We start from the raw sequence: 26,992 nt of genomic DNA, 5'->3' as shown, positions 1-26,992 counted from the left end.
ACAGCCCGCGTGTTCGACTGGGTGAGGGGATGGCGCATGAAGACGCAGCGACGTTGGTCGATTACAACCCGTATCACGCTGTTCACCGGGGTAGTGGCGACCCTGCTGTCCGCGCTCCTGGCTGCGACGGTCATGATCGCGATCCACCGGTACGTCACAGCAGACCTCGGGGGAGAGCTCTCCGCCGCCGGGGGCCGCGTGGCCCATGAGGTGGAGCACGACCAGGTGGTCATGCCGCTGGTCGCGCACAAGGGCCGCAACCTGCAGGTCGTCGACTCCACGAGGAAGGTCGTCGCCTCGACGCCGCAACTTCGGGGCAAGCCGGCCATGGCCGGCTTCACCCCCGACCGCAGGAACATCTCCACCGGGGTCGTATGCGGCGGGGTCTTCCCCTCGGGCGAGTGCAACCTCGTGGTCGCGCAGTCGGCGTACCGGGGGGGAGACGACTGGGTCGTTTACAGTTCCTCTCCCGCGGTCCCTCTGTACGTCGATCCGTGGCTGGCCGGGACGGTGATCGGCGCCACCGCGTTGATGGCCGTGGCCATCACCATGATCGGCCATCGGATCGTCACCGAGGCCCTCAGGCCGGTGAACGCCGTCCGAAAGGAACTCGACAAGATCACTGAAATCTGTCCCGACCGGCGGGTACCCCTTCCGCGGAGCCAGGATGAGATCCATGACCTGGCCGACAGCGTCAACCGGACGCTGGCCCGGCTGGAGGCCGCGATGAAACAGCAGCGCCATTTCACCTCGGACGCCTCCCACGAGCTGCGTACCCCCCTCGCCGCGATACGAGCCGAGGTCGAGGACGCCCTGCACGCGCCGGAGGAGACCAGCGTGCCCACGCTGGGTAACACCGTGCTGAGCAGTGTGGGCCGGCTCGAGGCGATCGTGGGCGACCTGCTGACCATCGCACGGCTGGAGGCGGGCAGAGAGGTCGAACGCGAGCCGATCGACCTGGCCGAATTCGTGATCTCGGAGTGCGAGAGGCGCCCGAAGCCGAACAAGCGGTTCGAGTACGCGCTCGAGCCCGGTGTAGTGGTGACCGGCGACCGGTTTCAGCTGTCGCGCCTGCTCACCAACCTGATCGACAACGCCGAGCGGCATGCCGCCAGCACCATCGCCTTCCGCGTACGGCAGGCGCCCAGCCCCAAGCGTGACGCCCAGCGCTTCCCGTACGGCATCGCGATGCTGGAAGTGGTCGACGACGGGCCGGGGATCGACCCGGACAAGCGCGAGCTGGTCTTCCAGCGCTTCACCCGGCTGGACACCGCCCGTGACAGGGACGCCGGAGGCACCGGACTGGGCCTGCCGATCGCCCGGCAGATCGCCGAGGCGCACCACGGCAGCCTTCAGATCGAGGACAGCCCCCACGGCACCCGGTTCGTGCTCCGCCTCCCGCTCTGCTAGGTGACCGCTTGGTGTCATGGCAGGTCATTGGGGTACTGGCCGGAGCGCGGGGGAGTCCGGCACGAGCTGATCGCGCCACGCGAAACCTTCATGGCCTTGAGACGTCCGCCGCTTGTCCGGCACGAATCTCGACCAGTCATGTGAGGGGACGCATGAGCAGGAAATCCGACACACTGGCCCGCGCGCTGGGCTGGGTCAGCCTGGCGCTGGGCGCGGCGCAGCTGGCCGCGCCACGCACGGTCAGCCGCCTCAGCGGCGTCGACGACTCCCGCCTCGCCGGAACGGTGACGCGGATGATCGGCACGCGGGAGTTGATGCATGCCGCTGCGCTGCTGGGCAGCCGCCGGCCAGGTCCGTGGACCTGGAGCCGGGTCGCGGGCGACGCGCTGGACCTGACCCTGCTGGGCAGGGCGATGGCGAGCCGGTCGGGCCGCAGGCGCCGGCGGGTGGCCGCGGCGACGGCTGCCGTGACCGGCATCACGGTCCTGGACCTGGCCATCGCCCTGTACTCCTCCGGCCTCGGCGTCAGGCGGCCGATGAGGCTGCAGGCCTCGATCACCGTCAACCGGCCACGCGAGGAGGTCTACGCCTTCTGGCGCGACTTCGAGAACCTGCCAGCGTTCATGCTGCACCTCGAGTCCGTACGGACCATGGGCGAGCGCCACTCGCGGTGGCGGGCCATGATCCCGACGGCGGACGTGGAGTGGGAGGCGGAGATCCTGGACGAGCGGGCCGGTGAGCTGATCGCCTGGGGATCGGTGCGCGGCTCCAAGGTCACCACGACCGGCGCGGTCAGTTTCACCGACGCCCCCGCAGGGCGCGGCACGATGGTGCACGTCACGCTGGAGTACCGCGGCCGCGGCCGCGCTCTCGGCACCTCCGTCGCCAGGATGTTCGGCGCATACCCGGAGCAGCAGGTCCGTGACGACCTGCGCCGCTTCAAGCAGATCCTGGAGACGGGAGAAGTGCTGCTCTCCGAGGCCAGCCCGGAGGGCATCCGGCTGCTGCGCCAGCTCAGGCAGCGCCCCGCCCAGCCGGTGGGAGGACGGTCATGAAGGCCAACTGCTGGATGGGACGCAACACCCTCGAGGTGCTGGACGTGCCCGAGCCGCGGATCCTCAACGCGCACGACGCCGTCGTCCGCGTCACCTCGACCGCCATCTGCGGCTCCGACCTGCATCTCCTCGACGGCTACATCCCGACGGTGAAGAAGGGCGACGTCCTCGGCCACGAGTTCATGGGCGAGGTCGTGGAGGTCGGCCCCGAGGTGGCGAACCTGCGTCCAGGCGACCGGGTGGTCGTGCCGTTCCCGATCGCATGCGGCCGCTGCTTCGCCTGCGAGGAGGGCCTGTATTCGATCTGCGAGAACTCCAACCCCAACGCGGGCATGGCCGAGAAGCTGATGGGGCACGCGCCGGCGGGCATCTTCGGCTACTCGCACATGCTCGGCGGCTTCGCCGGCGGTCAGGCCGAGTACGTGCGCGTGCCGTTCGCCGACGTGGGACCGATCAAGATCGAGGACGACCTGCCGGACGAGAAGGTGCTGTTCCTGTCCGACATCCTGCCGACCGGCTACATGGGCGCGGAAATGTGCGACATCAAGCCGGGGCAGACGGTCGCGGTCTGGGGCGCGGGGCCGGTCGGGCAGTTCGCCGTGGCCAGCGCCTACATGCTCGGCGCGGGCAAGGTCATCTGCATCGACCGCTATCCGTACCGGCTGGAGTACGCCCGGCGCGCGGGCGCGTACACGCTCAACTACGAGGAAGTGGACGTGCTGGACGCGCTGCGCGACATGACGGGCGGGCTCGGGCCCGACGCCTGCATCGACGCCGTCGGCATGGAGGCCCACCACCCGACCCCCACCCTGTACGGCTTCGACCGTCTCAAGCAGGCCATGCGGATGGAGACGGATCGTCCGTACGTGCTGCGCGAGGCCATCCTGGCCTGCCGTAACGGCGGCGTGGTGTCCGTCATCGGCGTTTACGGCGGGCTGCTGGACAAGTTCCCGATGGGCTCGCTGATGAACCGGTCGCTGACGCTGCGCACCGGCCAGTGCCACGTCCAGCGCTACCTGCGGCCCCTGCTGGACAGGATCCGCGCCGGCGAGATCGACCCGAGCTTCGTCATCTCGCACCGGATGCCGCTCAGCGAGGCGCCGCACGGCTTCGAGCTGTTCAAGAACAAGCGGGACGACTGCAACAAAGTCGTCCTGACCCCCTGAGTCGCGCAGGGCGGCCACCGCGAACCGGGTGGCCGCCCTGCGCTCAGGAACCGTCGTCCGCCGCCGGGCGGCGGGGGGCGGGCTCGCGGCCGGGTGGCTGGTGGAGGCGCTGCTCCGGCACCGGGGTCGGCGGGTTCGGCAGGGTGACGGGCTCCGCGTGCAGCGGGAACGGCTCGCCGTGGTGGGTCAACGTGATCGGCGGGCCGTCCAGCAGCCGGTAGCTCGTCGTCCCGTTCGTGACGCTGACGTGCAGCAGGCTGCCGCGGTAGCGCAGCCGGAAGGCCAGCCGGGTGATGCCCGGCGGCAGCTTCGGGGCGAAGCACATCCGGCCCTGGCCGACGCGCATCCCGCCGAATCCCGCGACGAGGGAGATCCACACCCCGGCCAGCGAGGCCATGTGGAGCCCGTCGATGGTGTTCCTCTCCAGGTCCGCCAGGTCCATCATGGCCGCCTCGCCGAGGTACCGATCGGCGAGCTCCAGCTGCCCCACCTCGGCGGCGATCACCGCCTGGGTGCAGGCGGACAACGACGAGTCGCGAACCGTCAGCGCCTCGTAGTAGGCGAAGTCGCGGGCCTTCTGCTCGGGCGTGAACGCGTCGCCTCGCAGGTGCAGCGCCAGCACGAGGTCCGCCTGCTTGACGACCTGCTGGCGGTAGAGGTCGAAATAGGGGAAATGCAGGAGCAGCGGGTACTGGTCCGGCTTGGTTGCGGCGAAATTCCAGAACGCGTGCCGGGTGAACCCCTCGCTCTGCGGGTGCACGCCCAGCCGCTCGTCATAAGGGACGGCCATCGCGTTCGCCCCGTCCCGCCACCTCGTGGTCTCCTCTTCGGTGATCTCGAGACGTGCCGCCAGGTCGGGATGGCGGGCGGCGACCTCGGCCGCCTCACGCAGGTTCTGCTGGGCCATCAGGTTGGTGTAGATGTTGTTGTCGGCGACGGCGCTGTACTCGTCGGGCCCGGTCACGCCGTTGATGCGGTACCGCCCGTCGGTGTCGTGATGGCCGAGGGCGCACCACAGCCGGGCCGTCCCGGACAGCAGCGGCAGGCCGGTGTCGCGCTCGAACGCCGTGTCCCCGGTGGCGTCGACGTACTGCGTGACCGCATGGGCGATGTCGGCGTTGATGTGGAACGCCGCGGTCCCGGCGGGCCAGTAGCTGGAGCACTCCTCGCCGTTGATCGTCCGCCAGGGGAAAGTGGTCCCGGAGAGCCCGAGCTGCGTGGCGCGCGCCTCCGCCAGCGGCAGGGTCGACTTCCGCCACGACAGCGCGTCCGCGACGGCCCGCGGGTACGTGTAGGTGAGCACGGGCAGCACGAAGATCTCGGTGTCCCAGAAGGCATGACCGTCATAGCCCGAGCCGGTCAGCCCTTTGGCCGGGATGGGGCGGTCCTCCAGACGCGCGGCCGACTGCAGCAGGTGGAACATCGCGAAACGTATGGCCTGCTGCACCTCGGCGTCGCCCTCGACCTCTACGTCCGCGCCCTCCCAGAACCTGTCGAGGAACTGCCGCTGATCCGAGCACAGCCCGTCCCAGCCGACCAGCCGGGCGGCCGCCAGCGCCGCGACGACCTGGTCGTGCATGGCGGGCCGCGAACGCCGGGCCGACCAGCCGTAGGAGAAGAACTTGACCAGCCGCAACCGCCGGCCTGGAGTAAGGCGGGTGGCGACCGTCACCCGGCTGACATCGCCGCTTGCCTGCGCATCGATCTGTGTGTCATCAGGCCCGTCGATCTCGTGGCACATGGCGGCGCCCACTCGCAGGCCGCTGGCCCGGGTGTGATGAACCATGATCGCCAGGCCGTCCGTGGCCGGGATGTTCTCCTCGAGGATCAGCGGCGACTCCAGAGGGGCGGCCGTACGCGGGTCGGCCCCCATGTACTGCCGGGTCTCGTTGGCGACGAGCTCCGACTGCACGACCACATTCCGGGGCTGCTCGACGGCTTCGACCTCGTACAGGATCGCGGCCACCGCACGGTGGGTGAAGGACACCAGCCGCGTGGTGGTGAGCCGCACCTTGCCTCCGGTCGGGGAGCTCCAGAGGACTCTGCGGGTGAGCGTCCCCGCGCGCAGGTCCAGCGCCCGCTCGTGCTCGTGCAGCGTGCCGTACCGCACGTCGAACGGCTCGTCGTCCACCAGCAGCCGGATCACCTTGCCGTTGGTGACGTTCACCACCGTCTGCCCCGACTCCGGATAGCCGTAGGCCGACTCGGCGTACGGCAGCGGCCTCACCTCATAGAACCCGTCGAGGTAGGTGCCCGGCTCCCCGTACGGCTCGCCCTCCTCGAGGTTGCCGCGCAGACCGATGTGCCCGTTGGACAACGCGAACACCGACTCGGTCTGCGCCAGCACGTCCAGGTCGAGCCGGCACTCCCGCACCGACCACGGCTCGACCGCGAATGCCGGGTGTTGGATCATCGCGCCACCTCGTCGCGTGGTTCCAGCAGTTCGGCGAGGTCGTTCACCACGATGTCGGCGCCGTGCTCGCGCAACGCGTCCGCCTGCCCGGCCCGGTCGACGCCGACGACGAAGGCGAACCGCCCCGCCCGGCCCGCCGCCACCCCGGCCAGCGCGTCCTCGAACACCGCCGCCTCCGACGGCTTCAGCCCGAGCGCCTCGGCGCCCGCGAGGTACATGTCCGGGGCCGGCTTGCCGGCGAGATCCCGCTGCCGGGCCACCACCCCGTCGACGCACGCCTCGAAATGTTCGGTGAGACCGGCGGCTGACAGGACCCGGGCGGTGTTGGCGCTCGACGAAACGACGGCCCTGCGCAGTCCCGCGTCCCGCGCGGCCAGTACATATCGGACAGAGCCGGGGAACGTCTCCACGCCGTCCCTGTCGATGACCGTCTGAACGAGCGCGTTCTTCCGGTTGCTCAGCGCGTGCACGGTCAGCGCGTCCTGCGGATCGTCAGGCGACCCTTCGGGCAGGCTGATCCCGCGCGCCTCAAGGAAGCTCCTCGTGCCGTCCAGCCGCTCCTTGCCGTCGACGTAGCGGTCGTAGTCGGCGGTCGCGTCGAACGGCACGAACGGTTCCCCCGTCCGGTCGGCCCATTGCCGCAGGAACTCGTCGAACATCGACTTCCACGCGGCGGCGTGGATCGTCGCGGTGCGCGTGAGCACGCCGTCCATGTCGAAGAGACACCCGCGGACACCATCAGGCAGCCCGAGCATCAGCCCTCCGATCCGCACCTGTTCCGTATCCTCACCTGCGACTACCCCGCATCCGCTGCTTCTCACCGGGGGGTCTCCGCCTCGCCAAGGGGCAGGCGCAGGACGAAACGTGCGCCCCGCGGGCTGTCCTCGATGGTGAGGGAGCCGCGGTGGGCCTGGGCGATCTGGCGGGCGATCGGCAGGCCGAGGCCGGTGCCGCCGGGATCTTTGACGCGCGAGGCGTTCAGGCGGACGAACCGCTGGAAGACCGTTTCCCGTAGGTGAGCGGGGATGCCCTCCCCGTCGTCGGCCACCTCCAGGACGGCCGTGCCGGGCTCGCGGCCGACGGTGACGGTGACGGTGGAGCAGGCGTGACGCTCGGCGTTGTCGAGCAGGTTGGTCAGCAGCCGGGCCAGGCCGATGCGCTCTCCCTTGACGATGACACCGGGGGTGAGGCGGCGGACCACATCGACGCCGCGAGGCCGCCGGTCGAGTTCGTCCTGCACGAGATCGCTCAGATTGACGACGTCGTGGGGGGCGCCGCGGCCGGCGTCCAGCCGGGACATCTGCAGCAGATCGGCGACCAGGTCCTGCTGGCGTTCGACGCTGCCGAGCAGCATGCCGGCCGTCTTGGGCCAGTCGGTCTCGTTGGGGTACATCATCGCCTGCTCCAGTTGCGCGCGCATCGCGGTGAGCGGGCTGCGGAGATCGTGGGAGGCGTCGGAGGCGAATCTGAGCTGCTGCTCGACCGCGGCCTGCGCCCGGTCCAGCGTGCGGTTCGTGACCTGCGCGAGTTCGTGCAGTTCGTCGTCGTACTTGGGTATCGGCACCCGGTAGGTCAGATCGCTCTTGGTGATCTTGGCGAGCTGGGCGCTGATCGCCGCCACGGGGGCGAGCGTCCTGCTCACGATGAGATAGGTGCCGATCGCGGTCATCGCCACGAGCAGGAGCGCGCCGCCGATGAGCGCTGTCAGCTGCGCCGGCTGGCTGTACCAGGCAGGGGCCGGGGTGGCCGCGTACAGCATCCAGGTGCCCTCGTTGAGGGGGATGGGGAACCTCAGCACGATCATGCACTGGCCCCGGAAGGCGGGCAGGTCACACCGCTCCCGGGACGTGTAATTCGCCGAGTCCGTGGCGGAGTCCGCCAGCAGGGGCTTGGACGTGCCCTTGAGGTTCGGGCTGGACGCGATCAGTTTTCCTTTCGCGTCGAACAACTGGGCGACCTCGCTCACCCCGCCGGACAGGATGTGCGGGGCGCCGTTCAGCCGGACGTTGTCGCTGACGCGCACCGCCTCGGCGATCAGGGTGTCCCGCCGGTAGTCCGCCATCTGCTGTCGCAGTCCGGCCAGAGCCAACACGACGCCGACGACGCACACCACCGCCATGGTGGCGGTGGCCGCCAACGTCAAACGGGACCTGATGGAATACCCATGCCACAAACCCATCTCCGTCACCGCCCCCCTGCGAGAGGCCCCCTGTCTCCAATTCCCTCCCTTCACCAGCCAAAAGGAGATTCATCACCACAAGAGGGCAAACACCGCCGGAATGGTCAGACCGGCTCTTCCCGACGCGAGGTGTGCAGGTAGCCGGCGGCGGCGCCGAGCAGCGCCACCCCCCACAGCAGGAAGACCGGATAAGTCCCCGCGAACCCCCAGCTGCCGTCGAGCACCTGGGTGCCCCCGTCCGGCGCGCATGTGCGGGTGATGCCGAAGGCCAGGCATTTCGTCATCATCGCGCCGTACTGGCCGACCAGCAGGCCGACCACCACCGCCGGAACCACGGCGAGGCCGGGCGGCACCCGCCGGCCGCCCGCCAGCGGCACCCACCCCGGCACGACCTGCCCCCACCGGCTGATCAGCCCCAGCGTCAGGAAGGCCCCGGCCAGCGGCCCGGCGACGAGCAGCCCCCAGAACACCGCCGAGCCGCGCAGCGCCGCCAGCCCGGGAACGGAGTCCGGCGCCACACCGAACGGCACACCCAGCCCCCACAGCAGGTGCGGAACCGAGAAGCCCAGCACCGGCACGCCGGCCGCCACCCAGGTCACCACGCCTGCCCAGCGCGCGGGCCGCACCGTCCCGTCGGCCCGCCGCTCGGGCGGGCGCGCGGCGGTGCGCGCGCCGTAGCGGACGGTGGCGAGGGCGAGGAGCAGCCCCATCGCGGTGAGCAGGAGTTGCCAGGCGAGCGCGGGGTCGCCGAGCTTGCCGAACGCCAGCCGCATCACCAGGTTTCCCGGCGCCACCAGCACGAGCACGGCCGCTCCCGCCGAGCCCGCGACCACCAGCGCCGGTCGTACACGTGATCTCATAGCCGGCCACGCTAATTTCCGGCGCCCTGCCGCGATCTCCTCCCCAGGAGTGAAAGTGCTCCCCCACCAGGGGGATTCTCAGGCGATCATCACAGAGCTGCGGCTTGTCAGCGTGGATCACGGCGCAGCGGGTGTCCGGACGGGACCTGCACCAGGACGATCCGATGCCCGTCGGGATCCTCGATCCACAGCTCGATGAGGCCCCACGGCTCCATGCGCGCCTCGCGTACCACCGTGACCCCCGCCTCCCGGAGCAGTTTCTCCTCCCGCGCCACATCGCGTACCTGTAGCCAGAGTGTCAGCCCCGGGCCGGCCTCATCGTCGGAGTGTCCCGAGAGCTCCAGGAACCCCTGACCCAGGAAGAAGACCACGCCGGGCTGATCGACGGCGCCGAACTCCCGATAGACGGCCAGGCCGAGCGTCTCGCCGTAGAAGCGGAGGCTGCGCGCGAGATCCTTCGGACGCAGCAGCACCCGGCTACTCAGCACCTCCATGTCTGGACCTGTTCCCCGCCGGACGGGCATGAACGCGCCCGAGGCTGCGCCCCGAGCCACGGCGGCCTCCAGATGGGCGATCGCCGACGCCCCGGCGGTCTTCCTTTGACAGGCAAGTGATCGCTTGCCTATCATCGCCGCATGGGCGATGTCTTCAAGGCACTCGCCGACCCCACCCGGCGGACCATTCTCGACGAGCTGACCGAGCGCGACGGCCAGACCTTGTTCGAGATCTGTGTCCGCCTGACGAGTCGACATCAGCTGAGCCTGACCCGGCAGGCCGTATCCCAGCATCTGGCGGTGCTGGAGGAGGCCGGGCTGATCACGACGCGCAGGCAGGGGCGGTACAAGTTCCACCACCTCGACACCACTCCGCTGGCCGCCATCTTCGAGCGGTGGCCGGTCACCAGGAAAGGACAGGAACCGTGAAGATCTACGTCACCAGCGTGTTCGTGGACGACCAGCAGAAGGCCCTCGACTTCTACACCGAGGTGCTCGGCTTCACCAAGAAACACGACATCCCGCTGGGCGGGCCACGGTGGCTGACGGTCGTCTCACCGGAGGACCCCGAGGGCACGGAGTTGCTGCTGGAGCCGGACGGGCACCCCGCGGTCAAGCCGTACAAGAAGGCACTGGTCGCCGACGGCATTCCGGCCGCCTCGTTCCAGGTCGCGGACGTGCAGGCGGAGTACGAGCGGCTTCGCGGGCTGGGCGTGACGTTCACGCAGGAGCCGATGGCGGCGGGGGCGGTGACCATGGCGGTCTTCGACGACACCTGCGGGAACCTGATCCAGATCGTGACCCCGGCCTAGCGCCAAGTGCCCTCCGCCGGCCGCATCGTCCACTGCCGGCTCACCGACGATGACGCCGATGCCATCAACCGGCGGCCTGCTCACGCTCCCCAGCGTGAGGCGTTCGCCGCGAGTTCCAGAGTCGTCGGGGTGCCGAGTTCCCCTCGTTCTCGGGTGAGTTCGTAGGCGGGGGTGTAGCGGGCAGCGGCTTGCGGGGCGCGTGCGGCGTGCCGGACGATGTCGTCGACCAGGGCGGTGACGATGTTCAGCCTGGGGTAGCGCAGGTGGACGGCCTCGCCCTGCGCGTCGGTCACGAATTCGACCCCGATTCCGAAATCGGCGCCCACACCGCCGCGGGTGAGGTAGGCCAGCACGCCTCGACGCTCGGCGATACCGGGCGAGGTGTGCAGCGCTATCGCCTCCCAGACCGCGTCTGTCTCGCGCGTGCCGTAGCCGTGCCCGGTGAGGAACCCGGCGGCCATGTCGGCGCCTTCGATCTCGAAGCGCTGCTTGCCGGGGGCCGACGGCGAGGTGCCGAGGTCGTGCAGGATGCAGGCGTGGAAGAGCAGGTCGGCGTCGAAGTCGGTGCCGGCCTTCAGCCCCTCGTGCTCGGCGAGCAGGGCGGCGAACAGGTAGCTGCGGATGCTGTGGTTGGCGACGGGTTCGCTCTCGCATGACCGGACGTACTCGACGGCGTGGCGGGCCACAGGACTGTCGGGCAGTGCCGGGATGCTGTGGGAAGTGTTCATGGTGCGACCGTAGGGGGAGGCGCGCAGGAACCGTCAGTGGCGCAGGTGCCGCTTGTCGATAGGATCGTGCCATGCCTGGTCGGATTTCCGGCGTTTCGCATCATGTGGTCGTGCTGGTTCTCCCGAACGTTCTCGCGCTGGACCTCGGGATTCCCCTGCAGGTCTTCGGCAGCTGGCAGGACGGGCCGTACAGGCTGACGGTGTGCGCCGAAAGGCCGGGACCCGTCCCCGTGCACGGCGGTCCAGCGGTATCCGTCGAGTACGGGCTGGACTGTCTGGAGTCCGCCGATACCGTCATCGTCCCCGGTCAGGCCGACCCGGGTCCGCCCTCCGTCGCGGTCCGCGACGCGCTGGCGGCGTCGGCAGCCCGGGGTGCCCGCATGGTGTCCATCTGCACAGGCGCGTTCGTCCTCGCCGCGGCCGGCCTGCTCGACGGGCGGCGTGCCACCACGCACTGGCAGCAAGCGGCATCGCTGGCCGGCCAGTATCCCCGGGTCAGGGTGGAGCCGAAGGTGCTGTACGTCGACGAGGGCGAGGTTCTGACCTCGGCCGGAGTCGCCGCAGGACTGGATCTGTGCCTGCATCTCATCCGCCGTGATTTCGGGGCCCGCGCGGCGAACCAACGGGCCCGCATGCTCGTCACCGCCCCTCACCGCGCCGGCGGCCAGGCCCAGTACATCGACCTGCCCGTACGGCCCGAACGTTCCGGAGGTCTGACGCTGCTGTACGAGTGGGCACTGCTCAACCTGCACCAGCCACTCACCGTGGACCAATTGGCGCAGCAGGCCGGTATGTCCCGGCGGACTCTCATCCGCCGCTTCAACGCCGAGACCGGGCGGCCGCCCATGCGGTGGCTCCTGGAGGCCAGGCTCAGCCACGCGCGGGAACTGCTGGAGTTCACCGACCTCACGGTGGAAGGCGTGGCGCGGCGTTGCGGCCTCGGCACCCCGGCCAACTTCCGCACCCTGTTCAAAGAGCACGTCGGCGTCCCGCCCAGCGTCTACCGCGACACGTTCCACCCCGCCACCGGCAGCCGGCACCGCACCTCCACTGCGGGCCGGTGACCGGCGCCCATGGCAGCCGTGCGCCCCCGAACCACGCCCGGCCGGCGACGATCGACGTCGTCGCCGGCCGGGCGCGTGGGGGAGGTGCTACGGGGCTTTACCGCGGGGCGTCGAACGTCCAGTCGGCGCGGGCGCCCGGGCCGACGGCAAGCGTCGAACGTCCGATCCGCTCCTCGTGCCGAGTCGCCACGGAGCGGTTGAGCGACATGCTGACCTGCTTCAGGCCCGCCTGCTCACGCGCAACGGAGTCGAGCTGGATGGTGGTGCCGCCGCCCATCGCGATGACGCCGCCGCCCGTGGTCGTGACGTCGAATCCGCCCGCCTTGAGCAGCGGGACCGTGTTGGCGAGGTCGCGCGCGGTGACGCCGATGCGGATGTAGGTGATGTCACGCATCAGATGGTCGGCGTAGGCGTCGGGCAGATAGCGCTCGCGGCTGACGTCCCCGGTGTAGCTCGCCGGCTCGGTCTGGCTGCGCGGGTCGGCGAAGTACTCCGGGAAGTACTCCATCGCCCACGGGTCGAAGGCCTCGTACTGGGCGGCGGTGGTGCGGATCGTGTCGAACCACGGGATCGGGACGCCGTCGCCGAAGTCCCGCGTCTGGCGGTACTCGGCCGGGTCGCTGATGCCCAGGGCGGCCAGCTGCGTGGTCACCTTGGCCAGGTCACCGGAGCGCTCGGTCGACACGCCCAGCCCGGCGGAGCCGTAGAGGGCGTCCTGGCCGGGCAGGTCGCCCTCGCCGAACAGCTCGATGTAGGTCTCGCGGCCCTTGAGGTAGCGGCCCTTCCAGGTCAGTCCGCCACCGGTCGTGGTGCGGACCTCGAAGTTGGCGAACTCCCGCAGGTAGGCGGAGTTCTCGATGACGTCGGCCGTCTCCCGGTCGACGACGCTGTAAGCGTGGTTGTAGAACAGCAACTGCTTCTGGGACGACGCCTGAGCCTGGTCGGCCTGCGCTGTCCCCACACCGCCCGCGATCGCTCCGGTGAGCGCGACGGTGCAGGTCGCGGTGAGGACGGTGATCATCCGTAATGTCCGGCGAATCAGCATGGAAGTGATCTTAGAGCGAAAATGATCACCTTCACTATCGTTTTGACATGACCATACAGCCAATGTGGCGATCTCATAGCGGCGATGTGGCGAGCCTGTCACGTCGCTCCGGCCGGTCCGACGACGGTCTGCGTCCCCTCCGTACCAGGCGGGTCAGAGCCGCGCGCGACACCCCACTCGGCGGTGTCGCGCGCGGGGTTCAAACGTTGTGGAAGAAGTCTCCGCCGAAGCTGCTGATGAAGAACTCGCTGTCGCTGGAGGCCGAGATGTTGTTGACGCGCAAGGTGACGCCGATCCCGAATGCGATGTCGGCCTGGCGGACGGAGAAGACGTTCCTGGCATCGACTCCTTGCGAGTGATCGCCTGAAAGGCGCATTTCCGAGAACCTCGAGATACGGCGCGGTCCGTCGAAGACGTGCACCTCTATGATCTCGCTGTTCTGACGTGCGTGGAACAGGACCAGCACCTTGTCAAGGGTGGCGCGGTCGTTCTCCATGATGACCGGCGTGGGGATCGGCAGGTGGATCCATTCGGCCCGGCCGGCCGGGATCGTGAAGGTCACCCCGAAACCCTGGCGGAGCGTTCGCAGATTGGCGGTCTCGGGGAATGCCGTGTATCCCGACGCCCAGGACGCGTACAACTTCTCTGCCATGGCTGTTCCTTCCGGTCCGAGGCTAAGGCTCCTTCAGATTCGGCTACAGCTCGCGGACTGTCGTGAGTACCCACTACTCAGATGCAGGCCAAGCGTCTTTGAGACTTGTGAGGCGACGCGCCTCCCGACGCGCTGAGGTGGCCCCGCGAGGAGAACCGCGGGGCCACCTTCGCGAGGCGGCCGAGATCACCTCACGTAGATGTTCGGCCTGGGTGGCGTGGGCATGCCGTCACCGATGAAGAAGCTGGTGTGCGGTGGCTGGTTGTAGGCCGTGTTCTGCCAGGCGACGGACACCCGGTAGAGCGGGTCGTGCATCAGGGTGTAGATGCGCCGGTCGGTCGGCGTGGTCGTGGCGTAGATCCGCAGGGCCCGGTTGTCGCTCGTGGGCCAGATGACCTCCTCGCGCCAGTCGCCGAACAGGTCCGCCGACAGCGACGGGGTGGCCTTGGTGCCGTTGTTGGAGTGCACGCCTGAGGCGGTCAGCAGGCGGGTGTCGGAGCTGGTGCCGTACTTGTCGATCCGCGTCTGGTCGAGCAACTCCCTGAGCGGGTCGGCGTCCCACCAGATCAGGAAGTTGACCGAGGACGGTTCGCGGCCGGCGTTGTTGCCGGTGACGCTGCGCAGGTTGGTGTCGGCGGCGGACCAGAACTCACTGGCGATCCTGACCGTCGAGATGTCGCCGGCCACGCCGCGGCCGTTGTCGCCGTTGGCCGGGGTGGACCAGAGGATCTGGCCGTTGTGCGGGTCGATGTAGAGCGAGGAGGGTTGTGAGCCCGACTCGCTCACCTTGAAGTACTCCAGGCCCGGCCTGGCCGGGTCGAAGTCGCCCAGGTGCTGGGCGTCGCCGTGGCCGGTGCCCGTGGTCCACATGCCGGTGCCGTTGTCGTTGACGGCCATGGCGCCGTACACGATCTCGTCCCTGCCGTCCTGGTCGATGTCGCCGACGGACAGGCTGTGACTGCCCTGGCCGGTCCACTGCGAGCCGGCCGAGTTGCTGTCGAACGTCCAGCGCTTGGTGAGCGTGCCGTTGCGGAAGTCCCAGGCGGCGATCACGGAGCGGGTGTAGTAGCCGCGCGCCATGATCAGCGACGGGCGCTCCCCGTCCAGGTACGCCGTCCCGGCCAGGAACCGGTCCACCCGGTTGCCGTACGAGTCGCCCCAGGAGGAGACGGTGCCGCGGGGCGGGTCGTAGTTGACCGTGGACATCGCGGCGCCGGTCTGGCCGTTGAACATGGTCAGGTACTCGGGGCCGGACAGGACGTACCCGCTGGAGTTGCGGTAGTCGGCCGACGCGCTGCCGATGACCGTGCCCTGGCCGTCCCTCGTGCCGTCGGCGGTCTTCATCGCGACCTCGGCCCGGCCGTCGCCGTCGTAGTCGTAGACCTGGAACTGGGTGTAGTGGGCGCCCGCGCGGATGTTGCGGCCCAGGTCGATGCGCCACAGGCGGGTGCCGTCCAGTCGGTACGCGTCCACGTACACGTTGCCGGTGTAGCCGGACTGGGAGTTGTCCTTGGAGTTGGACGGGTCCCACTTGAGCACGATCTCGTACCGGCCGTCGCCGTCCACGTCGCCGACGCCGGCGTCGTTGGCGCTGTAGGTGTAGGCGACGCCGTCCGGGGTGGTGCCGCCGGACGGCGGCTGGACCGGCACGTCGAGGTAGGAGCCGCCGGTGAAGCGGAGCGAGGCGGGCGAGGCGGCCTGCTCGGCCCCGCCGACCACCGCCCTGACCGTGTACGAGGCGTCGGCGGCCGCGCCGTTGTCGAGGTAGTTGGTGGAACTGGTGAGGTTCGAGGTGACCCTGGTGGAGCCCCGGTACACGTTGAAGGCCACACCGTCGGGGTCCGTGCCGAGCAGCCGCCAGGACACGAGGTTGCCCGATCCCGACCGGACGCTGATCAGACCGCGGTCAAGGTCCTCCATCTGCTTCGTGGGCGGTGCGGCCTGGGCGGGGACGCCGCCGATCGCCAGGGCGAGGACCGCCACCATGCCGGCCAGTCGTAAACGCACGTTTCTGACTCCCTTCGCGGTAAGCGCTTTCCCGATGCCCCGAAAAAAAGAAAGTTTCATCGCGGGCTCCGGCCGGGGGTTAGCGCTAACACGGAAATGCCGAAAAGGAGGATTTCCGTGGTGAGGGCTTGAACTGCGGGAACGGTCACGGGTCTCTCCTCGTCGGCGGCAGGGGCGGCTTGCCCCGCGCCGCGCGGTATTAAAGCCTCCGCCTCCAACACCCGCAAGCCCCCGGAGTCAGGTCAGGGCGTCCAGCGCGCGATCGACGTCGTCGGCGGTGTTGTAGACGTGGAAACTGGCGCGCACCTTTCCGGCGCGGACGGCCGCGCGGATCCCGGCCGCCGCCAGCCGCTCGCCCGGGGCGTCCACGGAGACGATGGCGGTGCCGGACGGCTCCAGGCCGAGCCCGGTCCTGAACCGGTTGGCGAGGGCGACATTGTGATCCCGGATCCGCTCGATGCCGAGCTCGTTGAGCAGCTCGATGGCCGGGGCGGCGCCGACGTACGAGAACCAGGCCGGCGACAGGTCGAACGCCCGCGCGTCCGGCGCCAGCCGCAGCGGCGGGCCGTAGTAGGAGCCGCCCTCGTCGGCGCCGCCGTACCAGTTGGCGGCCAGCGGACGCATGCGCTCGCGCAGGCCGGGCGACAGATAGCCGAACGCGGCCCCGCGCGGCGCCATCAGCCACTTGTACGCGGCGCAGGCCAGCGCGTCGATGCCCTCGACGCCGACGGGCAGCCAGCCGCAGGCCTGGGAGCCGTCGGCGATGACGAGCACGTCATGGGCACGGGCGGCCTCGATGATGTCCTGGAGCGGCGCGACGTGGCCGGTGGCGGACTGGACGAGGCTGAAGGCGACCGCGGCGGTGGAGCCGTCGATCGCGTCGGCCAGCCGTTCGGCGGGTACGGTCTCGACCTCTGCGGCCACCGCCCACGGGAACAGGTTGCTGGTGAACTCGATCTCCGGCACCACGACGCGTGCGCCCGGCGGGAGCGCCGTGGCCACGGTGGACATGATCTGGGAGACGGTGGAGCTGACGCTGACATCGCCGGCCGGGGCGCCGATGAGGCGGGCGAAGGCTTCGCGGGAACGGCCCACGGAGGCGTCCCACGGTTTCCAGTCGCTGCTGCCGTGCCGCCAGTCGGTCAGGACGGCCTGGAGCTCTTCGAAGGCGTGGCGAGGGGGCAGGCCGTAGGAGGCGGTGTTGAGCCAGCCGGGGGCGGCGTCCCAGAGCATGCCCGCCGAGGCGATGTCCATGTGATCAGCTTATGGCGCTCGGTGCGGGCGGTGTGCGGCAGCCTTTCAGGGCGCTCGGCGCGGGCGATGTGCGCGCTGCCACAGCGCGGGCCAGCCGCCGTTGCCCAGCCACGTGGCCGGGGCCCGGAGCCCCTGCGCGGCCACCCGCTCCCAGAACGCTTCGAGGTCGGCGCCCAGCTCCGCGGCCCCGGGCATCGCGCGCTGCCATGGCCCGCCGGGGTCCTGCAGATCCGAGCGCGGGAAGCCGGGCACGGTGATCTCGCCGGGCGCGGTCACCGGCGCCGTCGGCGGCGCGGCGTCCGGCCAGGAGGTGATCGCCAGAACGAGCGCGCAGAGCACGTCGGTGTCCGGGCGGCGGGCGAGGTGCTGCGCGAGCACGGGGTCGCCGGCGCGGGCGAGGCGGCCGAGCGCGGCCCGGATCCTGCGTGCCACCAGCTCCATCGAGCGGGCCTGGGCAATGGCCCCATGGCGCGCCAGCTTGCGCAGCGAACCCGGCAGCGGCGCGTCGGCCGGCAGGAGACCGAGGTGGTCGTACCGTGCGGCCAGTTCGGGGCCGAGGCCGGCGAGGGCGCGGGCCAGCGGGCGCACCCCGGTGGCCCGCCACAGCTCCGGCAGGCCCGTCACAGGGAGCGCGTCGAGGCAGGCGCGCTCGATCCGGTCGCCCGAGAGCCTGCGCAGCGCCGTCAACGCGTCCACGGCCGGCAGGCCGTGGCGCTCGCCCTCCGCAGCCCGCGCACCGCCCACTCCCGAAGCACTCGAAGCACCCTGCCATGAGCCGCGCTTTCCCGCGCCGGCCCGGGCGGCGTTCATGGCGTCCAGGACGTGCAGGGCCGTCACGGTCTCGGAGTGGGCCAGGGCGCGGCCGGCGAGCTCCGCCAGCGGCTCGCTCACCTCGCGGAACACCCGATCGAGGCGGCGGCGGGGCGGCGCGACGGGCGGGCGCTCGCGCGCGGGCGCCTCGAGGAGCGGAGGCGACGGGAGAGCCGCCAGCCAGCCCGCCACGCCATCGCTCAGCCCTGGGTCGGGCTCGGCGTTGAACCTGGCCTTGAACTCGACGATCTGCCAGCCCTGCCGCCGGTGCCGGATCTCCAGATTCGCCACGATCCGTCCGTTCGGGCCGCGCAGCGCGGCCAGCGCGCACGTGCCCTTCGCGGCCTGCTCGACGTAGTAGGGGCCGGCGATGCAGTTGCCCATGTACGCCGACCACCGGGCGAGCGTGCGCGGGTCGCGCGCCCATTCCACGCGCACGTCCGTACCGGGGACGATCGTGCCGTCCTCCGCCGCCAGCGGCGCCGGCAGCCGGAACACCGTCGTGAACGCCTCCGTTACCTCCACGCTACGGGTCAGCCCGGCGGTCAGCTCCGCCCAGTCGCGGCACTGCCGGGGCGGCTCCCCGCCCAGCGAGACCAGCTGCGCGGCGCCGGCGAGGGCCGCGGGGATCGAATCCAGTGACGGCTCGTCCGGGTCGGGCTCCCAGTCGGCGTACGGGTGGATGTGGCCGTAGTCGATGGCGGCCTTCTCGTGGCCGTTCAGCTGGGCGAGGGCGTCGGCCAGGTCGGCGAACCAGAGCAGGTCGCCGGCCGTCTCCTCCTCTTCCGGCGGCACACCGGGCTGAGCGGCCAGCCTCTCGTCGAGCGGGCGTCGTTCGGTGGCGACCGGCGGCTGGGCCCATGCGGCGGGAGGGCGCTGCGCGGTGTGCCCGACGGCGGCGCGCCACTCCCGCAGGCCACCGATCGACCAGCCGCTCAGCTGCTCGCCTGCCTCGTCGAGCAGCTCGTTGACGGCGTCCATGACGACCATGGCGTACTCGCCGGCCCTGGCCAGCCGCTGCATCACGTACGGCTCCGAGGGGGCCTTCAGCCGCGCGGCCAAGTCCCTGACATAGCACCCCGGACGGGCGGGGAGCCCGGCGAGCCCGGGGACCCGGCGCGCCGCGGCGCCCGCCTCGTGGGGATCCATGAGCGCGGCGGCCGCGGAGAGCTGGCCGGCGCAGCGGGCGATGCCGTCCCGGACGCCGTGGTCGGCCACGGCCATCGCGGTACGCAGGAGCACGGTGGCGGCCATGGCGTTGTGCATCGCGCGGCTCATGAACATCGTCCAGTGGTACGGCTTCGGGAACCAGCGGGCCGCCTCCACCAGCGACGGCTCGTGACCCACGTCCAAGCGGACGCGCTCCAGCAGGTACTCGTTCTCGTGGTGCGCGTAGCGGGCGGTCAGCTCTTCCAGCCTGCTCTGCTTGCCCTGGGTGGCCAGCCGCCGCTCCTTCCGCCTGCCCGCCTCCTGGCGGGCCGCCACCCGCTTCCACAGGTCGAGGAGGAGGCCGAGCCGCCGCCGCTGCGGGTACGCGCCGAGCACGCGGCCGAGGTGCTCGGCCATGGTGGAGGCGGCGGGCCCCGGCGCCGGATCGGACACGTCCAGGTGCGGCAGGCGTGCGGCCTGCTCGGTGCCCAGGTGGAGCAGGCGTTCGACCTGCTCGGCGCCCAGGAGGCCGCTGGCCGCCGACGCGAGTCGCAGGGCCGCCCACCGGCCGTCGGCGATCGCCCGGCCCGCCGCGGCGGCGACCGGCTTGGTGGCCTCCGCGCCGAACAGCGCCACCAGCACCCCCGCCCTGTCGCCCAGCCGGTGCAGGCCCTCCAGCTCCAGCGCCTGTACCGCGGCCAGCACGGCGTCGCGCCTGTCGCCCCGGACGCCGTCCAGCCGGGCGGACACGAACCCGGGGCACAGCTCGACCCCGGCCCCCGCCGCCACCACACCGCCGCTCGCGACCAGCCGGCCCAGCTCGGCGACGGCGGCCCGCGGATCGGCCGCGTCGTGCCGGGGGCCGAGCACGACGGGGGCGCCGGTCTCGGCGTGATCGTCAGGCAGCAGACAGCCTCGCGCGTCCCAGACCCGCTGGTCGCGCCCCGTCACCACCCCGTACGCAAGCCGCACCACAGCTCCCATGATTCGGGGCGCCGCTGCCGCCGGGCAACCGGAATTCGGGTAGTTGCCCTGGAAGCGTCCTCACCAGGGCCGAGACCAATAAGTTATGTCTAATCACCTATTGACATAACTAAAGACCGCAACGAGTATTTTGGCATGTCAGAACGTGACCTACTGCTCCATGTGCAGATCCGCAGGGTGCTGGAGGCACGTATCCGCAGCGGCCAGTGGGGGCCGGGCACCCGGATCCCCACCGAGGTGGAGCTCTGCAAGGAGTTCGAGGTCTCGCGCATCACCGTGCAGCGAGCCCTGCGCGACCTCGCCGACGCCGGTCTCATCGTCCGCTTCCGCAAACGCGGCAGCTTCGTCGCGCAGGCCGTCGGCCAGCACAACCTCCTCCGCTTCACCGGCCTGCTGATCCAGGGGCCGGAGACGCACGGGGACCATCGGGTGGTCTCCGCGCAGGTGCTGCCCGCGCGGGCGGCGCGGCTGCGGCTGCCCGGCGTCCCCGACGAGGAGGCGGTCATCCAGATGGAGCGCCACAAAATGGGCGCCGACGGCCACGTGATGAACACCGAGCTGCACGTGCTGCCCTTCCGGCTGGCCCCCGACCTGCTCGACCAGCCGCTGGAGCCGCTCACCACCCACGCCTACCTGCGCGACCGCGGGGTCGAGCTGGTGCGGGCGAGGCTGTACGTGGAGCCGTACGTCCTCGGAGAGCCCGAGGCGAAGCTGTTCGACCTGGCCGCCGGGACACCCGTCTTCCGCTGGACGCGCGAGACGTGGACCAGGCGCGGCGAGATCGCCGAGCTCCTCGAAATGATCGTGCCGCCCGGGGACGAGCGCTTCTACGTGGAGACCGACCTGAGCGGCTCGTCCGACCACAGCTGAACCCATCTCCTGGACAAACAGGCCCGCGAGCCGGGGCCGCGGCCTCGCCATGCCGAAAACAGGCCCCGAAACGAGCGCCGAGAACACTCAAACCCCCACGAAGGAGTGGCTTTCATGACCTCTGTCGCCGTCGTCGGCACGGGCACCGTCGGCTCGATGGCCCTGTGGCGCCTGGCTGAACGCGGCATCCCCGCGGTCGGCTTCGACGCGTACGCCCCGGGCCACGACCGGGGCGCCCACGGCGGCGAGACGCGGATCTTCCGCACCGCCTACAAGGAGGGGCCCGCGTACGTGCCGCTCCTGCGCGAGGCCCGCGATCTGTGGGCCGAGCTGGAACGGTCCGCGGGACGCCGCCTGCTGACCCCGGTCGGCGGCGTCACGGTCGGCCCGCGCGAGCACCCCACGGTGCGGGCGGTGCTGGAGTCCGCCCGCGCCCACGACCTGCCCGTCGAGGTGCTGACCGGAGAGGAGGCGCGGCGGCGGGTCCCCGAGCACCCGCTGCGCGACGGCGAGGTCATGGTCGTCGACCGCGACGCCGGCTACCTGCGCCCCGAGCCGGCTGTGGGCGCCGCCGCGGCCGCCGCCGAGCGCGCGGGCGCGCGCGTCGCCCGCTACACCCCGGTCAAGGAGGTACGCGAGGACGCCACGGGCGTGACCGTCGTGGCCGAGGACGGTGAGCACCGCTTCACCCATGTCGTGCTGGCCCCGGGTCCGTGGGCGAAGACCCTGCTCCCCGACGCGCCCGTCGTCACCAAGGCCATCACCTCGACCTGGTTCCCGCGCCGCGACGAGACCCTGTTCGACCCGGAGCGCTGCCCGATCGCCATCCGCGTCGGCGAGCCGGCCTACTCCTGCTTCCCCTCGGTGGACGGCGCGGGCGTCAAGGTCAACCTGCACGTCCCCTGGCGGGAGATCGGCGCGCCGGAGGACCTGGCCCGCAGTGTCCCCGTCGCCTACATCAGGCAGGTCGGGGAGGCGGTGGCGCGGACGCTGCCCGGGCTGCGGCCCGACCCGGTCCGCGTGGCGACGTACTGCGACGCCTTCACCCCCGACGGCCATGGCCTGCTCGGCAGGACCGGCCGCACCGTGCTCGCCGCGGCCTTCAGCGGGCACGGGTTCAAACTCGCCCCCGTCTTCGGCGACATCATCGCCGACCTGGTCGAGACCGGCGCGAGTAAGCGCGATATCGACCATCTAGCCCCGAATCGCCCCCTTCGGAGGTCGCCATGACACCCAGATCGCTGACCACCGGGCTCCTCGCCGGTGCTTTCGCACTTACTTCATGCGGCGCGCCCGTGGCCCCGTCCGCCGCCAAGAACTCGCTGGTCATCGCCGGGTACGGCGGCTCGTACGAGGAAGCGTTCAAGAAGTCGGTCATCCCCGAGTTCGAGAAGACCTGCTCCTGCAAGGTCACCTACATCGCCGGCAGCTCCACCGACACAGTGGCCAAGCTGAAGGCCCAGCAGGCGAGCCCTCAGATCGACGTCGCCCTGATCGACGACGGCGTGCAGAACCAGGCGGTCGAGGCCGGGCTGCTGGCCAAGCTCGACCCGAAGGCCGTCACGAACCTGCCCGACGTCATCGACATCGCCCGCCTCCCCGGCGACATCGGTGTCGGCTTCTCACTGAACGCCACCGGCCTGGCGTACAACACCGAGTACTACAAGAAGAACGGGCTCCAGCCGCCGAAGCGCCTCGCCGACCTGGCGGACGCCAAGCTCAAGGGCAAGCTCGTCATGCCGTCCATCACCCAGACGTACGGGCTGGGCGCGCTGCTCATGGCGGCCAAGGTCGGCGGCGGCTCGGAGTCGGCCATCGACCCCGGGTTCGATGGCGTGAAGAAGGTCGCGGCCAACGCCGTCACGTTCGACACCACCGCCGACGTGTCCAGCTACTTCCTCCAGGGCCAGGCCGTGGCCACGATCTGGGGCAACTCGCGGGTGCAGACGCTGGCCGGCAAGGGCTTCCCGATCGCGTTCGTCTACCCCGAGGAGGGCGCGCTGCCGCTGATCGCCACCGTGAACGTGGTGAACAAGGCGCCGCACGCCGACCTGGGGCAGAAGTTCGTGAACCTGCTGCTCGAGCCGTCCTCGCAGAAGGCGCTGGCCGCGGCGGCGTTCAACGGCCCGGCCGTCAAAGGCGTCACGCTCGACCCCGCGCTCGCCGCGAAGGTCGTGGGCCAGGACCGCGCGGGCCGGCTCCGGAAGCTCGACTGGACCGTGATCAACAAGAACCGTTCCGCGTGGACGGAGCGCTGGAACAAGGAGATCGAAATCTCATGACAAGGCTGCTCGCCGCGGCGCTGGCCCTCATCGGGCTGACGGCCTGCGCCCCGCCAAGCCCGACCGCCGCCAAGGAGGGCGAACTCGTGGTGGCGGGATACGGCGGCTCGTACCAGGAGGCCTTCGAGCAGGCCGTGCTGCCCGGCTTCGAGAAGACGTGCTCCTGCAAGGTCACCTACATCGCCGGCAGCTCCACCGACACCGTGGCCAAGCTGAAGGCGCAGAAGGACGCGCCGCAGATCGACGTCGCGCTCATCGACGACGGCCCGCAGGCCCAGGCCGTCCAGGCCGGACTGCTGGCCAAGCTGGACCCGAAGGCCGTCACCCGCCTGGACAAGGTCGAGAAGGTCGCCAGACTGCCCCAGGACATCGGCGTCGGCTTCGCCCTCACCGCGACCGGGCTCGCCTACAACAGCGACTGGTATGCCAAGAACGGGCTCCAGCCGCCGAAGCGGCTGTCCGACCTGGCCGACCCGAAGCTCAAGGGCAAGGTCGTGCTGCCGTCGATCAGCAACACCTACGGCGTGGGCGCCCTGATGCTGGCGGCCCGTGAGGGCGGCGGCTCGGTCGAGGCGGGCTTCGCGGGCGTCAAGAAGGTGGCGGCCAACGCCTTCACCTTCGACACCACGGCGGACGTGTCCAACTACTTCCTCCAGGGCCAGGCGGTCGCCACGGTCTGGGGCGGGTCCCGGGTGGAGACGCTGGCGGACAAGAAGTTCCCGATCAAGTTCGCGTACCCGGAGGAAGGCGCCATCCCGCTGCTCGCGACCGCGAACGTCGTGAACAAGGCGCCGCACGCCGAGCTGGCGCAGAAGTTCGTCAACGCCCTGCTCGAGCCGGCCATCCAGGAGAAGCTGGCCGCCGAGGGCTACGACGGACCGACCGTCACCGACGCCACGTTGGACGCCGCACTGGCCGCGCGGGTGGTCGGGTCGAAGCAGGCGGCCGAGATGAAACCGCTGGACTGGACCGAGGTCAACGGCTCACGGGCGGCGTGGACCGACCGGTGGACGAAGGAGGTCGAGCGATCATGAGCATCGTCGAGGCTCCGGTGGAGACCGCTGTGAGGCGCGGGCGGCTGCGCCTGGACGGCGTTCGCAAGGTGCTGGGCGGCAAGGAGGTGGTCTCCGCCGTGGACCTGGAGACCGAACCGGGCGAGTTCCTCACCCTGCTCGGCCCCTCCGGCTGCGGCAAGACCACCACCCTCAACATGATCGCCGGCCACTTGGGCGCCGACGGCGGCGTCATCGAGGTGGACGGCACGGACATCACCGGCACTCCGCCGCACCGCCGCTCCATGGGCATGGTCTTCCAGTCGTACGCGCTCTTCCCGCACATGACGATCGCCGACAACGTGGCCTTCGGCCTGCGCATGCGCAAGGTCGGAGTGTCGCAGCGGAAGAAGCAGGTCGCCGAGGTGCTGGAGATGGTCGGCCTGGACGGCATGGCGGGCAGGCACCCCCGGCAGCTGTCCGGCGGGCAGCAGCAGCGCGCCGCGCTGGCCAGGGCTCTGGTCATCCAGCCCGACCTGCTGCTGCTCGACGAGCCGTTCTCCAACCTCGACGCCCAGCTGCGGGTACGGCTGCGCGAGGAGGTCGTCGCGCTGCAACGCCGCATCGGCACCACCACCATCCTGGTCACCCATGACCAGGAGGAGGCCCTGGCAGTCTCCGACCGCATCGCGGTCATGGCCGACGGCGTCATCCACCAGCTCGACCGGCCGCAGGAGATCTACCTGCGGCCCGCCACCGACTTCGTGGCCCAGTTCATCGGCGAGGTCAACGCCCTCGACGGCACCGCCGCCGGGCCCGCCCAGGAGGGGCACGCCTGCGAGGTGGCGGGAGCCGTCGTCGCCGCCACCCCGGCGGGCGAACCCCCGGCCGAGGGCGCGGCCGTGCGCGTGTACGTGCGGCCCGAGGTCGTGCGGATACGCGTGGAAGGCGAGGGGCTCAGGGGCACCGTGCAGGAGACCCGGTTCCTGGGGGCGCGCATCCGCTGCGTGGTCGCCACGAAGGCGGGGAACGTGACGGCGGCGCTGCCCTTCGACGCCCAGGTCCCCGCAGTCGGCGAGGAGGTGACCTGCGCATGGCGGCCGTCGGACGCGTCGCTGGCGGCTCGCTGACCCGCCCGCGCTGGCGTACGGGCCTGCTGCTGGCCCTGCCCGCCATCGCGATCTTCGCGCTGCTGTTCGTGGCGCCGCTGTTCACGCTGGTGGCCAACAGCTTCAGGACGCAGACGGGCGCCTTTACGCTGAGCAACTACGAGCGCTTCCTCGGCGACCCGTTCTACCGGGACGTGCTGTGGAACACGCTGAAGGTCGCCGCGCTGACCACGATCAGCTGCCTGGTCGTGGGCTACCCGTTCGCCCTCTACATGCGCGGCCGTTCGCCCCGCGTGCGGAACTGGCTGGCGTTGCTGCTGCTGTCGCCGCTGCTCATCAGCATGGTCATCCGCGCGTACGGCTGGCTGGTGGTGCTCGGGCCGAACGGCCCGGTCGCGGCCGTCATCAAGTGGCTCGGCCTGACCCCGCCCCAGCTGCTCTACAACGACACGGCCGTGCTCATCGGCATGGTCCACGTGATGCTGGCGTACATGGTGCTGCCGCTGATGGGCAGCCTGGACCGGATCGACCCGACGCTCGTGCCCGCGGCCAAGGGGCTCGGCGCGCCCGGATGGACCTGCTTCTGGCGGATCACGCTGCCGCTGTCGGCGCCCGGCATGCTGGCCGGGGCGATGATCGTGTTCAGCCTGACCGCCTCCAGCTTCGTCACCCCGGCGATACTCGGCGGCCCGAAGGTGAAGCTCATGCCGTACTTCGTCTACACGCAGGCCACCACCACGCTCGACTGGCCGTACGCGGCCGCGATCGGGTTCGTGCTGGTGGTGGTGACGACGGGGCTGCTGCTCGGCTACTCGCGCCTGCTGCGCCGTGGCCAGGGGGAGGTGGTGTTCGGATGACCCGGGTGCTCGGGACCGTCTTCGCGTTCCTCGTCGGGCTGTTCCTCATCGCGCCGGTCGCGGTCACGGTGGCGTCCTCGCTCACGACCACCTCATACGTGACGTTCCCGCCGCAGGGCATCACGCTGCGCTGGTACGCCGAGGTGTTCCAGAAGCCGGAGTTCCTGTCGTCGTTCGCGGTCAGCGCCGGGGTGGCGGTGGCCGCGGCCGCCGTGTCGGCGGTGGTGGGGCTGGCCTGCGGGCTGGCCATCCACCGGCACCGCTTCCCCGGGCGCGGCGCGCTCGAGGCCGTGCTGTCGAGCGCGTTCGCGGTGCCCACGATCGTGCTGGGCATCGGGCTGCTGCAGTGGTTCGCGCAGATGGGGCTGGCCTCCAGCCCGTTCACGCTGCTGCTGGCGCACCTGGTGCTGACCGTGCCGTACGCGGTGCGGCTGGTGCTGGCCGGGCTGGCAGGCCTGGACCGGTCGGCGGAGAGGGCGGCGGCCGGGCTCGGCGCTCCGCCGTTCCTGGTGTTCTGGCACGTGACGCTGCCCGCCGTGCGCGGGGCGCTGATCGGCGGCGCGTTCTTCGCGTTCATCACCTCATTCGACGACCTCACCGTGGCGCTGTTCGTGGTCACCACCGACCTGCAGACGCTGCCCGTGCGGATCTTCAACTACATGCAGTACGACTACGACCCCACGGTCACCGCCATCGGCACCCTGATGGTGCTGTTCGCCGTGGTCGCGGTCGTCGTCATCGAACGTTTCGTCGGCGTGGCCAGGCTGTTCGGCGCCGACACGGATCACAAGTGAGAGGAG

The 26,992-nt window shown here is 70.7% G+C and carries 24 protein-coding genes; 13 read left to right on the top strand and 11 right to left on the bottom strand.

The features are described 5' to 3' along the window. Positions 1-36: 36 nt before the first annotated feature. The 3 genes from ACQPWU_RS31980 to ACQPWU_RS31970 all read left to right on the top strand — a co-directional run bounded on the left by ACQPWU_RS31980 (position 37) and on the right by ACQPWU_RS31970 (position 3,631). Positions 37-1,410 (top strand): ATP-binding protein, encoded by a 1,374-nt coding sequence (locus tag ACQPWU_RS31980; RefSeq protein WP_433428197.1) that lies wholly within the window; start codon positions 37-39, stop codon positions 1,408-1,410. 152 nt (positions 1,411-1,562) lie between these two features. Continuing rightward, entirely contained in the window at positions 1,563-2,465 is a 903-nt protein-coding gene (locus ACQPWU_RS31975) for an SRPBCC family protein (RefSeq protein WP_433428193.1), read from the top strand. After that, on the top strand, positions 2,462-3,631 hold the full coding sequence (locus ACQPWU_RS31970; protein WP_433428190.1) for a zinc-dependent alcohol dehydrogenase: 1,170 nt from the start codon (positions 2,462-2,464) through the stop codon (positions 3,629-3,631). The genes ACQPWU_RS31975 and ACQPWU_RS31970 overlap by 4 nt, the downstream gene beginning before the upstream one ends. Positions 3,632-3,674: 43 nt before the next feature. On the opposite strand, the gene ACQPWU_RS31965 is transcribed toward ACQPWU_RS31970, so the two are convergent. The 5 genes from ACQPWU_RS31965 to ACQPWU_RS31945 all read right to left on the bottom strand — a co-directional run bounded on the left by ACQPWU_RS31965 (position 3,675) and on the right by ACQPWU_RS31945 (position 9,577). Further along, on the bottom strand, positions 3,675-6,044 hold the full coding sequence (locus tag ACQPWU_RS31965) for a glycoside hydrolase family 65 protein (protein ID WP_433428188.1): 2,370 nt from the start codon (positions 6,042-6,044) through the stop codon (positions 3,675-3,677). After that, a complete protein-coding gene (locus ACQPWU_RS31960) occupies positions 6,041-6,817 on the bottom strand; it encodes a beta-phosphoglucomutase family hydrolase (RefSeq protein WP_433428186.1) in 777 nt (258 codons plus the stop codon). The genes ACQPWU_RS31965 and ACQPWU_RS31960 overlap by 4 nt, the downstream gene beginning before the upstream one ends. Positions 6,818-6,861: 44 nt before the next feature. After that, positions 6,862-8,187, bottom strand: a complete 1,326-nt coding sequence (locus ACQPWU_RS31955; RefSeq protein WP_433428184.1) for a sensor histidine kinase — start codon at positions 8,185-8,187, stop codon at positions 6,862-6,864. A 140-nt stretch (positions 8,188-8,327) separates the two neighbouring features. Continuing rightward, positions 8,328-9,083, bottom strand: coding sequence for a hypothetical protein (locus tag ACQPWU_RS31950; protein ID WP_433428181.1), 756 nt, complete (start codon positions 9,081-9,083; stop codon positions 8,328-8,330). 107 nt (positions 9,084-9,190) lie between these two features. After that, entirely contained in the window at positions 9,191-9,577 is a 387-nt protein-coding gene (locus ACQPWU_RS31945; protein WP_433428179.1) for a VOC family protein, read from the bottom strand. 141 nt (positions 9,578-9,718) lie between these two features. Between ACQPWU_RS31945 and ACQPWU_RS31940 the strand changes: the two genes are divergently transcribed. Both ACQPWU_RS31940 and ACQPWU_RS31935 read left to right on the top strand, forming a co-directional pair. Further along, positions 9,719-10,006 carry an ArsR/SmtB family transcription factor gene (locus ACQPWU_RS31940; protein WP_433428176.1) on the top strand — a complete coding sequence of 96 codons (288 nt, stop codon included), beginning with the start codon at positions 9,719-9,721 and terminating at the stop codon, positions 10,004-10,006. Then, complete coding sequence (locus ACQPWU_RS31935; RefSeq protein ID WP_433428175.1) at positions 10,003-10,389, top strand: VOC family protein; 387 nt, start codon at positions 10,003-10,005, stop codon at positions 10,387-10,389. The genes ACQPWU_RS31940 and ACQPWU_RS31935 overlap by 4 nt, the downstream gene beginning before the upstream one ends. Before the next feature lie 80 nt (positions 10,390-10,469). On the opposite strand, the gene ACQPWU_RS31930 is transcribed toward ACQPWU_RS31935, so the two are convergent. Beyond that, positions 10,470-11,117: an HD domain-containing protein gene (locus ACQPWU_RS31930; protein WP_433428173.1), complete on the bottom strand. Its 648-nt coding sequence runs from the start codon at positions 11,115-11,117 to the stop codon at positions 10,470-10,472. Between the two features lie 71 nt (positions 11,118-11,188). Here ACQPWU_RS31930 and ACQPWU_RS31925 point away from each other — a divergent pair, with 71 nt between their 5' ends. Further along, the gene (locus ACQPWU_RS31925) at positions 11,189-12,181 is read left to right on the top strand and encodes a GlxA family transcriptional regulator (RefSeq protein WP_433428171.1); all 993 of its coding nucleotides are present in this window, start codon (positions 11,189-11,191) and stop codon (positions 12,179-12,181) included. 97 nt (positions 12,182-12,278) lie between these two features. On the opposite strand, the gene ACQPWU_RS31920 is transcribed toward ACQPWU_RS31925, so the two are convergent. The 5 genes from ACQPWU_RS31920 to ACQPWU_RS31900 all read right to left on the bottom strand — a co-directional run bounded on the left by ACQPWU_RS31920 (position 12,279) and on the right by ACQPWU_RS31900 (position 20,073). After that, the gene (locus ACQPWU_RS31920) at positions 12,279-13,226 is read right to left on the bottom strand and encodes a DUF5829 family protein (protein WP_433428169.1); all 948 of its coding nucleotides are present in this window, start codon (positions 13,224-13,226) and stop codon (positions 12,279-12,281) included. Positions 13,227-13,425: 199 nt separating this feature from the next. After that, positions 13,426-13,878: a DUF6623 family protein gene (locus ACQPWU_RS31915; RefSeq protein WP_360700896.1), complete on the bottom strand. Its 453-nt coding sequence runs from the start codon at positions 13,876-13,878 to the stop codon at positions 13,426-13,428. Positions 13,879-14,064: 186 nt separating this feature from the next. Continuing rightward, positions 14,065-15,885: a rhamnogalacturonan lyase gene (locus ACQPWU_RS31910; RefSeq protein WP_433428166.1), complete on the bottom strand. Its 1,821-nt coding sequence runs from the start codon at positions 15,883-15,885 to the stop codon at positions 14,065-14,067. Between the two features lie 237 nt (positions 15,886-16,122). Beyond that, positions 16,123-17,139, bottom strand: a complete 1,017-nt coding sequence (locus tag ACQPWU_RS31905) for an aminotransferase class V-fold PLP-dependent enzyme (protein WP_433428164.1) — start codon at positions 17,137-17,139, stop codon at positions 16,123-16,125. 45 nt (positions 17,140-17,184) lie between these two features. Next, positions 17,185-20,073, bottom strand: coding sequence for a hypothetical protein (locus ACQPWU_RS31900; RefSeq protein WP_433428161.1), 2,889 nt, complete (start codon positions 20,071-20,073; stop codon positions 17,185-17,187). A 144-nt stretch (positions 20,074-20,217) separates the two neighbouring features. On the opposite strand from ACQPWU_RS31900, the gene ACQPWU_RS31895 reads away from it, so the two are divergent. The 7 genes from ACQPWU_RS31895 (at position 20,218) to ACQPWU_RS31865 (ending at position 26,986) form a co-directional block, all read left to right on the top strand. Further along, the gene (locus ACQPWU_RS31895) at positions 20,218-20,952 is read left to right on the top strand and encodes a GntR family transcriptional regulator (protein ID WP_433428159.1); all 735 of its coding nucleotides are present in this window, start codon (positions 20,218-20,220) and stop codon (positions 20,950-20,952) included. 114 nt (positions 20,953-21,066) lie between these two features. Next, positions 21,067-22,182: an N-methyl-L-tryptophan oxidase gene (gene solA, locus ACQPWU_RS31890; RefSeq protein WP_433428158.1), complete on the top strand. Its 1,116-nt coding sequence runs from the start codon at positions 21,067-21,069 to the stop codon at positions 22,180-22,182. After that, entirely contained in the window at positions 22,179-23,234 is a 1,056-nt protein-coding gene (locus tag ACQPWU_RS31885) for an ABC transporter substrate-binding protein (RefSeq protein ID WP_433428156.1), read from the top strand. The genes solA and ACQPWU_RS31885 overlap by 4 nt, the downstream gene beginning before the upstream one ends. Continuing rightward, the gene (locus ACQPWU_RS31880; RefSeq protein WP_433428153.1) at positions 23,231-24,268 is read left to right on the top strand and encodes an ABC transporter substrate-binding protein; all 1,038 of its coding nucleotides are present in this window, start codon (positions 23,231-23,233) and stop codon (positions 24,266-24,268) included. The genes ACQPWU_RS31885 and ACQPWU_RS31880 overlap by 4 nt, the downstream gene beginning before the upstream one ends. After that, positions 24,265-25,356: an ABC transporter ATP-binding protein gene (locus ACQPWU_RS31875; protein ID WP_433428150.1), complete on the top strand. Its 1,092-nt coding sequence runs from the start codon at positions 24,265-24,267 to the stop codon at positions 25,354-25,356. Before ACQPWU_RS31880 ends, ACQPWU_RS31875 begins: the two co-directional genes overlap by 4 nt. After that, entirely contained in the window at positions 25,320-26,192 is an 873-nt protein-coding gene (locus tag ACQPWU_RS31870; RefSeq protein WP_433428148.1) for an ABC transporter permease, read from the top strand. Before ACQPWU_RS31875 ends, ACQPWU_RS31870 begins: the two co-directional genes overlap by 37 nt. Further along, a complete protein-coding gene (locus ACQPWU_RS31865) occupies positions 26,189-26,986 on the top strand; it encodes an ABC transporter permease (RefSeq protein WP_433428145.1) in 798 nt (265 codons plus the stop codon). Before ACQPWU_RS31870 ends, ACQPWU_RS31865 begins: the two co-directional genes overlap by 4 nt. Positions 26,987-26,992: the final 6 nt, after the last annotated feature.

The organism is Nonomuraea sp. CA-141351 (genome assembly GCF_050944675.1).
Taxonomy (GTDB): Bacteria; Actinomycetota; Actinomycetes; order Streptosporangiales; family Streptosporangiaceae; genus Nonomuraea.
Note: the sequence above shows the minus strand (reverse complement) of the source record. Positions and strands in the feature narration are given on the sequence as shown.